The following is a 15,692-nucleotide window of genomic DNA, read 5'->3' as shown; positions in this document are numbered from 1 at the left end:
ACTGTATAATGAACAAGAAAATTTCTGTCATATTTATTCTGCCGGATTTAGAGACCGGAGGTGCAGAAAGAATCGTTACCACCATTGCAAATCATCTCTCAAGAGATCGTTTTGAACCGAAGATTTTGCTGTTGCGCAAAGAGGGTGGTTATCTGAATATTTTAAAGAAAGACGTTGAAATTATTGATATCAACACCGAAAGAATCCGCCATTCTCTGAAGCCGATTCTAAAAGAGATTTACCGCCGGAAGCCGGATATTGTTTTTTCGGGATATGGAGAGGTAAATGCGTATCTGTCGATGTTTATCAAACTTTTTCCCAAAACAAAATTTATTGCGAGAGAAACCAATGTTGTTTCGCAACATGTGACTAAAAAGGAAATTAAATTTTTCTACCACTTTTACAATAATTATCAGCAGATTATCGCACAGAGTGATGATATGATGCACGATTTAGTCAGAAATTTTAAAGTTAACCGGTCTAAAATTGTTAAGATCAATAATCCTGTTGATTTTGATTTTATAGACGGAAAATTAGCCATCTCGCGCAAGCCTGAATGTTATAAATACAACTATAAAAACGTTGTTGCGATTGGGAATCTTTCTGCGAGAAAGGGTTTTGATAATTTACTGAAGGTTTTTTCAAGATTAAAAAATGAAAAAATTCTGCTGCACATTTTGGGAGACGGAAAAGATCGTGAAATTCTGCATCAGATGAAAGAATTTTTAGGCTTAAAAAATGTCGTTTTTCATGGCAGACAGGAGAATCCGTATGAGTTTTTGAAATATGCAGATCTGTTTATTCTATCCTCAAGATACGAAGGTTTTCCGAATGTTTTACTTGAAGCAGGAGCCTGCGGAACTTATTCTTTAGCCAATAACTGTCCTGGTGGAATCAACGAAATCATTCAGCACGAAACCAACGGTGAGGTTTCTGATATTGAAAATCACGAAGATTTTTCCCAGAAAATTATGCAGATTTTACATCGTTCTTATGATCATGAAGCTGTTAAAAATTCTATAAAATCACGGTTTTCGAAAGAAATTATTTTAGACCGATATGAAAAGGTTCTGTTGGATTTAATGCATAAAAAATAGGCTTGTGAAGTTTTTTCTAAAAGTTATTTCTTTTTATATATTTTCATTAGGCTTCTTTCTTCTTAAATTCACTTGGTTTAATTTTGTTTTTGAATGCAGTTGCACAGGTGACATTTTCCCCAAATATTATGCATTCCCATTTATATATAAAAGTGATTCTTTGGCAAGTTCATTGGCTGAAGTTTTTTATATTTCGGGGATTTTGTTAAATGGTTTAGTGATTACCTTCCTACTTTTAATCATTGATTTTTATCTGTTAAGATTAATAAAAAATAAAAAATTCATTGTAAAAACGTATTTATTGATACAGCTTTTTTTGCTTTTATTATCTGGTTACAGTTTTTATATCTCATACACCTTTTTAGGGGATGACAATTTTGAATGGAAGAGTGATTTCAGAGAAGAAGTAAGAGCTTACAGCGCTGATTGTAAAAGTTATTTTAAAGGTTTCATAGTAAATTAAATCTCTTTGATTTTCTTACATTTGAAATTCTAAAATTTAAAATCATTATTTCATTCATGAAAAAACTCCCAAAATTAGGTTGTGCCTGCGAAAAACACGATTTAATTGAATCCGAATACAGAACTTCAATCGTAGGAAAAGATCTGACTGATGACAGGAATGCCGAAGTAAGCATTATTCAGTGCAGACTTTGCCAGAGAATCTGGCTTAAATATACTGTCGAATTTGAAAATTCTTCAGATTTAAACAGATGGTTTAAAGGAATAATTGCAAAAAAAGAAGTGGCAGAAATGAAATCTGAAAATGCAATAGAATATTTAGAAAATCTACCATGGTACATTTGTGGCGGAAACTTTTTTGGAAGTAAAGAAGTTTTTGGAGAAGGAAAAGTGAATCTGGAATTAGAAAAATAGCTGGAAGATAAAAATTAAATGTAGGAAGATCTAAAACAAAAATATTCTCAATCATTTAAACATCCCGCACCCATCATCCAACATCCTTCATCTTACAGAAAAACTTGACAAAACTCACTTTGTTCCTTTTAAATTAATCAGTAAATTTGTAAGAATTAATCATCAGATAATAAATAAATTAAAATATATAATGAGTCAATTCGATGTTACCGTAATAGGTTCTGGTCCCGGAGGTTATGTAGCTGCAATTCGTGCTGCACAATTAGGTTTCAAAGTAGCAATTATTGAAAAGTATTCAACTTTAGGCGGAACCTGTCTTAACGTTGGATGTATCCCTTCAAAAGCGCTTCTAGACAGCTCTGAGCATTTCGAAAATGCAAAACACAATTTCGAAAGCCACGGAATTATCATTAATGAGCCACAGGCTGACATCGCAAGAATGATTGCGAGAAAAAATGAAGTGGTAGAGCAGACTACAAAAGGAATCAATTTCCTGATGGACAAAAACAAAATAACTGTTTTTGAAGGTCTTGGAAGCTTTGAATCTGCAACTCAGATTAAAGTAACGAAAAACGACGGTTCTACGGAAACCATCGAATCTAAATATACAATTATTGCAACTGGCTCTAAGCCATCATCTTTGCCTTTCATCACTTTAGATAAAGAAAGAGTGATTACTTCTACTGAAGCTTTAAATTTAAAAGAAATTCCTAAGCATTTGGTAGTAATCGGTGGCGGAGTTATCGGTCTTGAATTAGGTTCAGTGTATTTGAGACTTGGTGCTCAGGTAACGGTGGTTGAATTTATGGATAAAATCATTCCTACAATGGATGGAGCTTTAAGCAAGGAATTGACTAAAGTTCTGAAGAAGCAGGGAATGAAATTTATGCTTTCCACAGCAGTTTCCGCGGTTGAAAGAAACGGAGATTCTGTAAAGATCACTGCAAAAGATAAAAAAGGAGAAGAAGTTACAGTTGAAGGAGATTACTGTCTGGTTTCTGTAGGAAGAAGACCTTACACAGACGGACTTGGTTTGGAGAAAGCAGGTGTTGAATTAGACGAAAGAGGAAGAGTAAAAACAAACGACCACTTACAGACAAACGTTGCAAATATTTATGCGATCGGTGATGTTATCAAAGGCGCAATGTTGGCTCACAAAGCGGAAGAAGAAGGAGTTTTTGTTGCTGAAACTTTGTCGGGACAAAAACCTCACATCAATTATAATTTAATTCCAGGGGTGGTTTACACATGGCCGGAAGTTGCCGGAGTTGGTAAAACTGAAGAGCAACTGAAAGAAGAAGGAGTTGCGTACAAAATCGGAACTTTCCCAATGAGAGCGTTAGGTAGAAGCCGTGCAAGTGGTGATATCGACGGTTTGGTAAAAATCATTGCTGACGAAAAAACAGACGAAGTTTTAGGTTTTCACATGATTGGAGCAAGAGCTGCCGACTTGGTTGCTGAAGGTGTTATCGCTATGGAATTCCGTGCAAGTGCTGAAGATATTGCGAGAAGTTCTCACGCGCACCCAACGTACGCTGAAGCGGTGAAAGAAGCTGCTTTGGATGCTACAGGGAAGAGAGCTTTGCATATGTAAGAGCCAGAGAAAAAGTAAAAAGAGCCAGATTTGGCGCAAATATAAAAAGGGAAGTTTCGGCTTCTCTTTTTTTTGTATTTTGTTGCAAATATTTGATGGTGAAAAAGCTAATACTTCTTTCGATGGTTATTTTTTCAGGATTGCTCTTCGGGCAGAATATTGAGCTTGTCAAAAAGATAGTTCAGCAAATTAATCAAACCAAAGATTTTAAAATTATAACAGTTCCGTATTCCTATTTTATGGATCAATCTGAGGTCACAGATAACGGAATTAAGTTAAAAGGGTTCTACAAAAATGGAAAACTTAGAAAAATGGAACATTTTGTAGGTCTTTCAGCCTGGAACATCGTTACAGAATATTTCTTTTCGGATAACGGAGAATTAGCTTTTATTTATTCAAAGAAATATCAGACACTTGATGAAAATGGTTATTTGAAAAATCCTAAACTTTTATCAGAATCAAGATATTATTATGAGAAAGATAAACTGATAAAAAGTGTAGAGAAATCTGATAATGACGAAAAAACAGATTATCTAAAGGAATCTGAAAATTTAATTAATCATTTGAAAAATTATCAGGATTAGATTTAAAATAAGTTGATCCCAAAACCTTACAATCGTCCGACGTTCCAACTCTAAAAACCCTCCAACTCTCCAACCCAAAAAATCTCCGACTTATTTTCCTTACCTTTGCCAACTAAATTTATCTTAAATGCAACTCGGAAAAACCCAGACTTTAAAAATTTCAGAAAAAAATCATTCAGGATGGATGCTTGAATCAGAATCCGGCAAAACTGCCTTTTTATCTAAAGTTTTTATCCGTGAAGAAAAAGAAGTGGGCGACGAAATTGAGGTTTTTGTTTTTCAGGATGACAACAAACTGAAAGCTACAACAGAAATTCCATTGGCTGAAGTGGGCGAATTTGCCGTGATGAGCTGTGTAGAAAGTCTTCCGACAGGTGCATTTATGGACTGGGGAATCATCAAAGATCTTTTCATTCCCTACAAGCAGCAGAAAACTAAAATTCTTGAAGGAAAGAGATATCTTGTGAATCTTTATGTAGATGAAGATCTGGATTTAATTACCGGAACTACAAAGTTCAAACGAAATCCTCAGTATGAAAATTTACCTTTCCAAAAAGGAGATAAGGTAGATTTAATTATGATGAATGAAAGCGAACTGGGCTGGAACGTTGTCATCAATAAAAAATATATCGGGCTGATTTACGCCTCTGATGTTTTCAAAAAATTATATCCTTTATCCGAAGAGAGTGGTTTCATTAAAGAAATCCGGGAAGATGGAAAAATCGATATTTCACTGCAACCTCAGGGTTTTGAAAATATTGATGAGTTTAAGCAGAAAATTTTAGATAAGCTTGAAGAAAATTTCGGTCTGCTTCACCTTTCAGACAAGTCCACACCTGAAGAAATTAAAGACGAATTGCAAATGAGCAAAAAGAACTTTAAAAAAGCGCTTGGCGGTTTGTATAAAGATAAAATCGTAGATATTATGGAAGATAAAATAAGGTTGGTTTAAATAATATTTATAAAATAAAAACGGGCGGTTTCTTAAATGAAACGGCCCGTTTTGTTTAGAATTTAAAATTAATTTCTGTTTTTAATCAAAAGCCATCCGCTGTAATTCCTGCCGTCTGAAACTTTAATCGTGTACCAGTAATTTCCTGTAGGAACCGGTGCTCCATTGATCTTTCCATTCCACTCCAAAGGTGTTTTATTGATAATCTGTCTGAAAACCAAGGCTCCTTTTCTGTCGTAAACGCTTACTTCTGAGCCTTTATAATTTTGAAGTCCTGCAATTTTCCAAATGTCATTCACATTATCGCCATTGGGGCTGATCGCATTCGGAATATTAAAAATGGAAAAAGGTTTCTGTCCGATAAAACAGCCGTCTTTCGTTCTTACATATACTGTATATTCACCCATTTCCAGTTGTGTGAAAATATTGGAATCCTGCCATGAAGCATTGTCTAGAGAATATTCATAAATTCCTGACGGAGAAACTATCACCGCCGCAGTATTGCCTGTAATATTTACAGCTGTAATCTGTGAAAGAGTAGAATAACTCAACACAATGTTGTCTGTATTTTCACATCCAAAACTGTTGGTGACTTTCACAGAGTAAGTTCCTGCCGTTGAAACAGTGATGGTCTGAGTAGTTGCTCCGGTATTCCACAGGTAGGTTACAAAACCACTTCCTGCGTCAAGTACGACAGATTTTCCCTCGCAGATATGAAAATCTTCGGGAAGCGTGACGGAAGGTTTAGGATTTAAAACCAATTCAAGAATTACATTTTTAAAACAACCATCGGCTGTTGCTACTTTAACATTAATAATATTTGAACCAGGATTTAAAATATAAGATGAAGGATTTAAAATTGGGTTTCCGGCCTGATTGGTGTAAGTGAAAATATAATTCGCAGGATTCGCAATCATATTAGATTGGTACGAATTGAGATTGACAGTCATCATCATCGCAGTCGTAACGTTGCATAAGGTCTCTCTGTAATTTGTTGCAGGAACATTATTCTGAGAGAGTGTAACCGTAATCGCAAGCTTATCTGATTTACAGGCATTGAGCGTCTGAGTTACATAATAAATCTGACCATTGATGAGTGGAATAGTAAGAGGTAAAACGTTTCCTGCAGCATCATAAAAAATTAAAGCTGTTCCGTTGACGATAAGATTTGCCAGTGTTGGATTTGCGGAAGCACAGAAATCCTGATTTGTATTTGCAGTAGGAAGAGGTGTGTTGTTTACGGTAACCTGAATCGAAATTGTGTTACTTTGGCAACCGTTAACAGTAGAGTACGCATAATAGGTTTCTCCATTGACGAGAGGAGGATCGTTTGCGATAATTACAGTTCCTGTGACATCTGTCCAGACAACATTTTGTCCGCTGATTTGCACGTCTGACAAAGTTGGCTGATCGCTTGCACAAAAAACCTGCTGTGTATTGATTGTCGTTGGAGCTGCAGGCAAACTGACAGTTACATTTTGATTTTGAGTGGAAATATTTCCGTTTCCGTCGTTGTATGACCAATGAATAGTATAAGTTCCTGGTGTATAATATGACAAAGGATCTGTTGTGGTTGCAGTAATTGTTCCTGCGCAGTTGTCTGTAGCTGTCGGGAAATTGGAAATCGTCGTGTTGCAATCTCCTGTCACCGTAGGTAAAGTCGCCTGATTAGGAACGGGAGCAAGATTGTCTCCAACAATTACGTTTACAGGAAAAGTACCATTGCATCCTGTAGTTGAACCAGAAATTGTGCAGTAATATATTCCATTGCTGGAAATATTAGCATTAGAAATTACAGGATTTTGTTGATTTGAGGTAAATCCATTTGGACCTGTCCAGCTGTAAGTAGTTCCTCCAGTAGCATTCAGTAAAATATTTTTACTTGGACACACTGGTGAATTTGAAGAAACTGAATTTTGAGAATTACCGGTATATTTATAAAATAATACATCAGTATTTCCATTACCACTATTATTAGTTATTAATGAACCATTCATTTCGATCGGTTTGGCTGAAAAATTTGCAGAAACATAAACCTCGTTATTGTGTATAAAGATTTCGTCTGCAGCATTTGGCACCCATGTTTGAAATGGTTGGGTTGCCGAATTGGATTTAAACAAAACTTCAGGTTGAAATGTGAGAAGGTTAATTCTAAATAAAACCAAATCTTCATGATGATAAGTGTATCCTGCATATGTAGAGCTTGATGAGGAAATAGTTGTGTTTCCTAAAGTCATATCTTTAGAAAAGCTACCGAAACCATAAAGATAATCACTAGATTCTGTAAAATATACGTTATTTAAAGTGTGTGGGTTATTATTATGTTCGTGAGGAATTTGCAGCATTGAATTATTATAATACTGTAAGTATCGTGTCATATTTAAAGTATTAACATCAAATTCCGAAATTATACTTTGTATGATACCGTTGTTTGGATTTCCTGTAGAAAAATTTACATTGTCTATTTTAGTGGCAATTGAGAAGCTACCATAAACATACATCTTATTGTTTAATTTATTATAATGTAAATTAGTTGGGCAATAAGCCCAATATACTCCTGTATTATTTGAAATTTCTTTAGATAGTATCAATTGCAGGTTAGAATCATATTTTTCGATTTTGCTGAACGTAAAATTAGCATCAACTTTTGATACATAAATATTCCCATTATTATCAATTGCAGTATCTTTAAATAGCTCAATGTTTTGTCCCAATTGGATTGCATTAAAAAAATTCCCATCGGTATCATATTTTGCAAGAAATCCTCGGGCATAAGGAGATGTAAGTCCGCTATTGTTTATAAAGTTTATTGTACCAAAACTTAAATTGTATCTGTAAACGCCTGTAACAATAAGCGTGTTTTGATGAATCAAAATATTTTTCGCCAGCCTTCCAACTTCACCAGTAAATTGCTTTTGCCATATCATGGTTCCGTTAGAATTATATTTAGTTAATTTATTAACATAATTCATGTGATACCCGTCAGTTCCAAGCGTATATATGTTTCCATAGTCATCTACAGTAAGTGAGTGTATCACTTCTGTTTTTTCCCACAGAAGATTACAGTTGAAATCATATTTTCGCAATTTTGAATAGGTGTACGAGTCATCGTAATGATAAACAAACAAAAAACCATCATTCGTCTTTTTCATTCCAACTGTGTCGTCGTAAATCCATCCACCAAAATTTTTAGCACAATTATTACATTGCGCATTCAGGGCAAATGAGATTACCAGCATAAATGTTACCAATATTTTTTTCATCGTTAAAAAGTTTTTCGCAAATATAATTAAACAAAGGCTATAAAGAAATTAATAAATCATTAATACGTGATACTGCTGCGTTAAATGATTATTATCATATCAATTATTTTGTTTAACAATTTTGTCAAAACAATTGTTTGATATATATTTGCACAAAATTGTTTAACAAAAATGTCAAAACAAGAAAAGAAAGACCAAACCCAGGAATTAATCAAGGATACTGCAAAGAATTTATTCTTCGTGCAGGGGAAATTTAACGCAACTACACAGGAGATTGCGGATGAGGCGGGTGTCAACAGAACCTTAATCAACTACTATTTCAGATCGAGAGATAATTTGATCCAGATTATTTTTGATGAAGCGCATAAAGTTGAAAAAGAAAAATCTGAGCTAATCATGAATTCAGATCTTCCCTTCAAAGAGAAAATTGCCAATTTTATCGACGGAAGCCTTCAGACAAGCCTGAAATATCCATATCTGGAAACCTATATCGTTTCCCAAATCAACAAAGGAAGCTGTCATAAAAGAGATGTGGAAGAGAAAGATTTAAAAAAGATGTACAGCGAGATTGAAGCAGAAATGGAACTGGGAAATATTGAAAAAATGGCACCGGTACAGTTTGTACTCAATATGATTTCACTTCTCATATTTCCAAGTGCGGTGCGCCCGTTGTTTCTGGAAAATATGATGCTCGACGAAAAAGAATTCGATCTTTTGATTGCGGACCGGAAAGACATCATTCTGAATATCCTATTTAAGAAATAATTAAAAAAGATTAAAGTATTTTAAAATTTCACCCGTCCTTTAGGAATAAAGATTTTAACAAAGAAAACAAAAAATAAACGAAGTAATAAATTATGAATAGAAAACTTATAACTGCAAAAAAGCTAAAAATTGGGATAGCTGCAGCATTTATGATTTTCGGCTCTACATCTGCCTTTGCACAGCAACAGGTATCTTTGCAGGAAGCCATTAAGCAGGCTTTGCAAAATAAAGCAGAAGCCAAAAAAGCAGCTTTGCAGATTAAAAAAGCTGAATACAAGATAGCCGAGGCGAGAGCCGGAGCGTTACCGCAGATCAGCATTACGTCAGGTCTTACTTACAATCCGATTATCCAGGAATCGTTACTGGAATTTGGTGGTGAAAGAATCCGCGCTAAACTGGGACAGCCTTGGCAAACCACTTCAACTGCACAGGTTCAGCAGGCTATTTTTGATCAGAGAGTTTTCACAGGTTTGAAAGCAGCAAAATCGACGAGAGAATTTTATATTCTTAATGCTCAGTTAACCAACGAGCAGTTGATTGAAAATGTTGCAACAGCCTATTATCAGGTTTTTGTGCAGGAAGAAAATCTTGAAACAGTAAACCAAAGCTACGCAAATACCGAAAAAGTAAGAAATGTTATCAAGAGCTTAGTAGATAACGGTTTGGCAAAACAGATAGATTTAGACAGAACCAATGTTCAACTGACCAATATCGGTTCCAACAAACAGACTTTGATCAACAGTGTTGAGCTTTCTAAAAATTCATTGAAATTCTACATGGGAATTCCAATTGAAACTGAAATTACCCTTGAAGAAAAATCAATTGATCCAAGACCGGAACTTCTTGCTTCAAATGTAGATTTAAACAGTCGTTCTGAAGTAAAAGTGCTTCAGAAAAACAGAGAACTTTTGGTTTTCAATAAAAAAGCAACAGAAGCTTATCTGTATCCAACGGTTAATCTTGTTGCCAACTACGGTTGGGGTGCGACAGGAGCGAAGTTTCCTTTAACCAACGGTTTGCAGAATGGTGTACTCTGGAGTGATTTCTCAGCGATTGGTTTAAATATCAACATCCCGATTTTCACTGGTGGTGCTACTAAATCTAAAATTGCTCAGGCGCAGATTGATATCGACGATTTAGATCTGGATATCGAAAACACGCAGCTTTCATTAAGTCTTGATTATAAAAATGCAATTACCAATATGGAAAATTCATTGATCAACATTGAGAGTATGCAGAATAATGTTGGTCTTGCCGAAAAAGTTCAGAAAGATACACAGGCAAATTACCAATACGGTTTGGCAACATTGACAGAAGTACTGGATACTGAAAATGCATTAACTCAGGCAAAACAGAATTATGCTAATGCATTATTAGACTACAAACAGGCAGAAATCAAATTAATCAAAGCCAAAGGAGAACTTAATACTTTACAAAACCCCTAATAAACTATTGTGAAGTCTTTTATTAAAAAAAGATTCCATTTACATTAAAAAATAATCATTATTAAAATGAAAAAAACTTTAATATATATCATCGTCGCTGCTGTACTTGTAGGCTTAGCTGCCTGGAAAATTGCCGACAACAAAAAGAAACAGGAAACTGAAGTAAAAGAAGTGGCAAAACAGGTTGACAAAATCAACGTTAATGTCATTACAGCTACAAGGTCAAACATTGATACAGATTATTCTGCCAACGGAACTTTCATCCCGAAACAGGAGATGAATCAGTCTGCAGATATTTCAGGAAGAGTGGTAAGCGTTTTCGTAAAAGAAGGTTCCAGAGTAGGAGCGGGACAGGTTTTGGCAACGATTAAAAGAGATGCTATTGAAGTAGACGTTACTCAGGCTCAGAATAACTTACAGAATGCTATTGCAGACAATCAGCGTTATGAAAATGCTTTCAAAACAGGAGGTGTTACAAAACAGCAGCTGGATAATTCAAGATTACAGTTGAAAAATATGCAGGCTGCAGTAAGAGCTCAAAGCGTTAGAGTGGATGATACCAGCATCAGAGCAGGAATCAGCGGTACTATCAACAAAAAAATGGTAGAGCCGGGAGCTGTTGTTGCACCTGGAACTGCTTTATTTGAAATTGTAAATATCAATTCATTAAAACTTTCAGTTTTGGTGGATGAAAGCCAGATTGGAAGAATTCAGCTGGGTCAGGAAGTTTCTATCAATGTAAATGTCTTACCTGACGAAACTTTCAGCGGAAGAATCACATTTATCGCTCCAAAAAGTGATGCTTCTCTTAATTTCCCTGTAGAAATTGAAGTTCCAAACAGAGGAAATCTGAAAGCAGGTATGTATGGAACAGCTCTGTTTAAAACGAACAACGGTGCCGAAACCCAAAATATGCTTACAATTCCTGCAGAAGCTTTTGCAAATGGTGTAAGCTCAGGTCAGATCTTTATCGTTCAGAACGGAACTGCTAAAATGATCACTGTGAAAACAGGTAAAGTGTATGGTGATAAAGTACAGATCATCAGCGGACTGAACGGTGGCGAGCAGGTGATTACCAGCGGACAGATCAACCTTGATAACGGTTCAAAAATCAATATCGTAAAGTAACAGAAGAATGAAGTTAGCAGAAATATCCATTAAAAGACCGTCCCTCGTTATCGTATTGTTTACGATTCTGACGCTGGGAGGTTTGTTAAGCTACTCCATGATGGGGTACGAATTGATTCCGAAGTTTGAAACCAATATGGTAACGATTTCTACGGTGTATCCGGGAGCTTCGCCTTCTGAGGTGGAAACTTCGGTGACGCGTAAGATTGAAGATGCCGTAGGTTCTTTGGAAAACGTAAAAAAGGTAGAATCATCTTCCTACGAAAGTTTATCGGTGATTATGGTTCAGCTGAACACGGGAGCTGACGTAAACTATGCGTTGAACGATGCTCAGAGAAAGGTAAATGCTATTTTGGCAGACCTACCGGAGGATGCAGATCCGCCGTCATTACAAAAATTCTCACTTGATGATTTACCGATCATGACGTTGAGTATTACCAGTAATAAACTGAATAACAAAGAGCTTTATGATCTTTTAGATAAAAAAATTGAGCCTATCTTTTCCCGTGTAAACGGTGTGGCTCAGGTTGACCTTGTCGGTGGACAGGAAAGAGAAATTCAGGTAAGTTTAGATGAAAAGAAAATGCAGGGTTACGGTCTTTCGATCGGAGATATTCAGCAGGCAATTCTTTCTTCTAACTTAGATTTCCCTACGGGAGCTTTGAAGACAAGAACTTCAAGATCTACCATCAGGCTTTCAGGGAAATACAGAGATATCGCTGAAATGAACAACTTGGTTGTATCCAATAAAAACGGAGCACAGGTTCGTTTATCTGATATCGCAACAGTATTTGATACTCAGAAAGATATTGAGAAAGTAGCAAGATTCAACCAGAATCCTACGATTTTGATGCAGGTGAAGAAACAGTCTGATGCGAATGCGGTGGCAGTTTCAGAATTGGTTCAGTCAACTATTGCTCAGGTTCAGAACAACTATAAAGCTCAGGATGTAAAAGTGAGTATTGTAGATGACTCTACAGACTTTACTTTGGAAGCTGCAGATCACGTAATTTTCGATTTGTTTTTAGCAATTATCTTGGTGGCAGTGGTAATGTTATTATTCCTTCACAACATCAGAAACGCATTCATTGTAATGGTTTCCATTCCGGTATCGTTGATTGCAACGGTGATTGGAATGTATCTGATGGGATATACTTTAAACTTAATGAGTTTACTTGGACTTTCACTGGTAGTAGGTATTCTTGTGGATGATGCGATTGTAGTACTGGAGAACGTTTACCGTCACATGGAGATGGGAAAAAGCAGAATCCGTGCAGCTTACGATGGAGCTTCAGAAATTGGATTTACCGTAACAGCAATTACGATGGTAATCGTGGTGGTATTCTTACCGATTGCGATGAGTTCAGGATTAGTTTCTGATATCCTTGCGCAATTCTGTGTCACCGTAGTTATTGCGACTATGTTCTCATTATTGGCTTCATTTACCATTATCCCTTGGTTATCTTCAAGATTCGGGAAACTGGTACATCTTACAGGAAAAAATCCTTTCGAGAAATTTATTCTTTGGTTTGAAAAGCAATTGGACAAATTCACGCACTGGATTTCAGGAATCCTGGAGTGGGCGCTGAAAACGGGATTAAGAAGAATAATGGTGGTTGTAATAACCTTTATTATTTTGATTTCATCTTTTATGTTGGTGATATTCGGATTTATCGGAGGTGAATTCTTCCCTAAAATGGACAGAGGTCAGTTCCTTGTTCAGATGGAATTACCAAAAGATGCTTCTGTAGAAAAAACCAACCAGTTAACTTTGGAGGTTGAAAAATACCTTAGAAATGATAAAGATGTTGTAGACATGATTACCACAGTAGGTCAGCAGTCATCAGGTTTCGGTGGTGCACAGGCAACCCTGTATCAGTCGGAAATTCAGGTAATTTTGGTGGATAAAGCGGAACGTGACGAAAGCACAGATATTAAATCAGCAAAAATCAAAAGAGCTTTAGAAGAAAAATTCACCGGAGTTGAATTTAAAACAGCACCAATCGGATTAATGGGAGCAGACAATGCACCAATCGAAATGGTGGTAACAGCTCAGGATAACGCAACGGCAAATAAGGAAGCGAACAGAATTTTAGCCTTACTTAAAAAAGTTCCGGGATCTGTGGATGCTGAATTATCAACCGACTCTGGAAACCCGGAAGTTCAGGTGAATATCGACAGAGATAAAATGGCTTCTTTAGGTTTGAATCTTTCAAGTGTAGGACAGACGATGCAAACTGCATTCAGTGGAAATACAGACGGGAAATTCAGAGCCGGAGAATATGAATATGATATCAATATCCGTTTTGGTGATGCCAACAGACAGTCGATTGATGACGTAAGAAACCTAATGTTCACAAACCCTGCGGGAGAACAGATCAGACTGAGTCAGTTTGCAGATGTGAAAATGGGTTCAGGACCAAGTTTGCTGGAGCGTAGAGATAAAGCGCCTTCCGTAAAGGTAAAATCTAAAGTTGTAGGTCGTCCTGTAGGGGATGTTGCCAACGAATGGTCTGCTCAGTTTATGGATAACGAAAAAACAAAACCAGCCGGTGTAACGTACATCTGGAGTGGTGACATGGAAAACCAGACTGAAGGTTTCGGTACTTTAGGAATTGCCTTACTGGCGGCTATTGTATTGGTTTATCTGGTAATGGTTTCACTGTATGACTCGTTCGTTTATCCGTTTGTGGTATTGTTCTCAATTCCATTGGCATTGATCGGGGTTATGGTTATTTTGGCCATCACCGGAAATTCATTAAACATCTTTACGATGTTGGGGATGATCATGTTGATTGGTTTGGTAGCGAAAAACGCGATTATGATTGTCGATTTCGCCAATATGAGAAAAGCAGCCGGAGCAAACACGCACGACGCTTTGATTCAGGCTAACCACGCGCGTCTCCGTCCGATCTTAATGACAACGATTGCGATGATCTTCGGTATGATCCCGATTGCGATTGCAAAAGGAGCAGGAGCGGAGATGAACAACGGTTTGGCTTGGGTAATCATCGGTGGTTTGACCTCATCTTTATTCCTGACATTGATTATCGTACCGGTGGTTTATTCACTTTTCGATTCATTATTGAGAAGAATGGGTAAAGGAGAACCGGTAGACTATGATGCTGAAATGAGAGCGGACTACGAAGAAAAAGAACTGAGTGAAGACGGATATACTCCGAAACACGTAGATTAATATAACAATCTTAATTAACCTGAAAGCCGCATCATTTTTTTGATGCGGCTTTTTTTTGTCTAAGTTTTTCTCTGTGAAGCAGCAGAAAATTAATAAAATCTAATCAGAATCTTACCTGCAAGTTTGTCATCCCGCGGGGATCCCGGCTCGAATCTTTCACCACAGCATCTTAGAAAAACTCTGTTTAGATCCCTACGGGAAGAAAAATAGAATGTGAAGGTTTGTGAAATCTTGACGTATTACAATAACTGAAACCTACAAATGTCAAAAAAAAAGCTTCCGGAATCAACCGAAAGCTTAGTGTATATTTTTAAATCAAAAGATTAATCCGCCATTACTTCACCAGACTTTCTGTAGATGAAATTTCCATAGATATGTCTTCTTGCAAAACGGCTTGGAGAATCAGCGTTCAACATTTTGATGTAGGTATTTCTCGGAACTCCGATGTATTCAAACATTTTACCATTCAAATGCTGAACTTTCAAGATTGATTTTTCAAGATAAAAATCAGTGATGATAGAAGTGGTAATCGTTTCTGTGTATTCTTCTTTATATTTTTCCTGTGTTTCAGGGTTGATGCTTACCAAAAAGTGATAGGCTTCAATCACAGATTTGCTTTTTTCTTCCGCTTCCAGTTTCCCTTCTTCATTATTCACAAATTTATCAGGATGCGTATCTTTCATCACATTTCTGTAAACTGTTTTTAAATCTTTCAAAGTAGCGGTATTGTCTACCTCAAGAAGTTTTCTGTAATCACCTATTTTTTTCATAACGTACAATCCTTATTTCGGG

12 protein-coding genes are annotated in these 15,692 nt (G+C 36.4%); 10 read left to right on the top strand and 2 right to left on the bottom strand.

Annotated features, from left to right (window positions below; translation table 11 throughout):
- The first annotated feature begins 8 nt into the window (after positions 1 to 8).
- The 6 genes from ASG21_RS13045 (at position 9) to ASG21_RS13020 (ending at position 5,103) form a co-directional block, all read left to right on the top strand.
- Entirely contained in the window at positions 9 to 1,097 is a 1,089-nt protein-coding gene (locus tag ASG21_RS13045; protein ID WP_056080822.1) for a glycosyltransferase, read from the top strand.
- A 4-nt stretch (positions 1,098 to 1,101) separates the two neighbouring features.
- Positions 1,102 to 1,560, top strand: coding sequence for a hypothetical protein (locus ASG21_RS13040; RefSeq protein ID WP_128414297.1), 459 nt, complete (start codon positions 1,102 to 1,104; stop codon positions 1,558 to 1,560).
- Positions 1,561 to 1,616: 56 nt separating this feature from the next.
- Complete coding sequence (locus ASG21_RS13035) at positions 1,617 to 1,973, top strand: hypothetical protein (protein WP_056080815.1); 357 nt, start codon at positions 1,617 to 1,619, stop codon at positions 1,971 to 1,973.
- Between the two features lie 190 nt (positions 1,974 to 2,163).
- Positions 2,164 to 3,567 (top strand): dihydrolipoyl dehydrogenase, encoded by a 1,404-nt coding sequence (lpdA, locus tag ASG21_RS13030; RefSeq protein ID WP_056080812.1) that lies wholly within the window; start codon positions 2,164 to 2,166, stop codon positions 3,565 to 3,567.
- Between the two features lie 98 nt (positions 3,568 to 3,665).
- The gene (locus ASG21_RS13025) at positions 3,666 to 4,151 is read left to right on the top strand and encodes a hypothetical protein (protein WP_128414296.1); all 486 of its coding nucleotides are present in this window, start codon (positions 3,666 to 3,668) and stop codon (positions 4,149 to 4,151) included.
- A 127-nt stretch (positions 4,152 to 4,278) separates the two neighbouring features.
- Positions 4,279 to 5,103: a S1-like domain-containing RNA-binding protein gene (locus ASG21_RS13020; RefSeq protein WP_056080807.1), complete on the top strand. Its 825-nt coding sequence runs from the start codon at positions 4,279 to 4,281 to the stop codon at positions 5,101 to 5,103.
- A 68-nt stretch (positions 5,104 to 5,171) separates the two neighbouring features.
- Here ASG21_RS13020 and ASG21_RS13015 read toward each other — a convergent pair whose 3' ends face one another.
- The gene (locus ASG21_RS13015; protein WP_056080804.1) at positions 5,172 to 8,366 is read right to left on the bottom strand and encodes a T9SS type B sorting domain-containing protein; all 3,195 of its coding nucleotides are present in this window, start codon (positions 8,364 to 8,366) and stop codon (positions 5,172 to 5,174) included.
- Between the two features lie 171 nt (positions 8,367 to 8,537).
- Between ASG21_RS13015 and ASG21_RS13010 the strand changes: the two genes are divergently transcribed.
- From ASG21_RS13010 to ASG21_RS12995, 4 genes are all read left to right on the top strand, one after another.
- Positions 8,538 to 9,131, top strand: coding sequence for a TetR/AcrR family transcriptional regulator (locus ASG21_RS13010; RefSeq protein WP_056080802.1), 594 nt, complete (start codon positions 8,538 to 8,540; stop codon positions 9,129 to 9,131).
- Between the two features lie 92 nt (positions 9,132 to 9,223).
- Positions 9,224 to 10,576: a TolC family protein gene (locus ASG21_RS13005; protein WP_082482423.1), complete on the top strand. Its 1,353-nt coding sequence runs from the start codon at positions 9,224 to 9,226 to the stop codon at positions 10,574 to 10,576.
- 66 nt (positions 10,577 to 10,642) lie between these two features.
- Positions 10,643 to 11,704 (top strand): efflux RND transporter periplasmic adaptor subunit, encoded by a 1,062-nt coding sequence (locus tag ASG21_RS13000; RefSeq protein ID WP_056080799.1) that lies wholly within the window; start codon positions 10,643 to 10,645, stop codon positions 11,702 to 11,704.
- Positions 11,705 to 11,711: 7 nt separating this feature from the next.
- Positions 11,712 to 14,900, top strand: coding sequence for an efflux RND transporter permease subunit (locus ASG21_RS12995; protein WP_056080795.1), 3,189 nt, complete (start codon positions 11,712 to 11,714; stop codon positions 14,898 to 14,900).
- A gap of 323 nt (positions 14,901 to 15,223) precedes the next feature.
- Here ASG21_RS12995 and ASG21_RS12990 read toward each other — a convergent pair whose 3' ends face one another.
- Positions 15,224 to 15,670: a KTSC domain-containing protein gene (locus ASG21_RS12990; protein ID WP_056080792.1), complete on the bottom strand. Its 447-nt coding sequence runs from the start codon at positions 15,668 to 15,670 to the stop codon at positions 15,224 to 15,226.
- Between the last annotated feature and the right edge of the window lie 22 nt (positions 15,671 to 15,692).

This window comes from Chryseobacterium sp. Leaf394 (genome assembly GCF_001424105.1).
In the GTDB taxonomy this organism is placed as follows: Bacteria; Bacteroidota; Bacteroidia; order Flavobacteriales; family Weeksellaceae; genus Chryseobacterium.
This window is presented reverse-complemented; position numbering and strand designations above follow the sequence as displayed.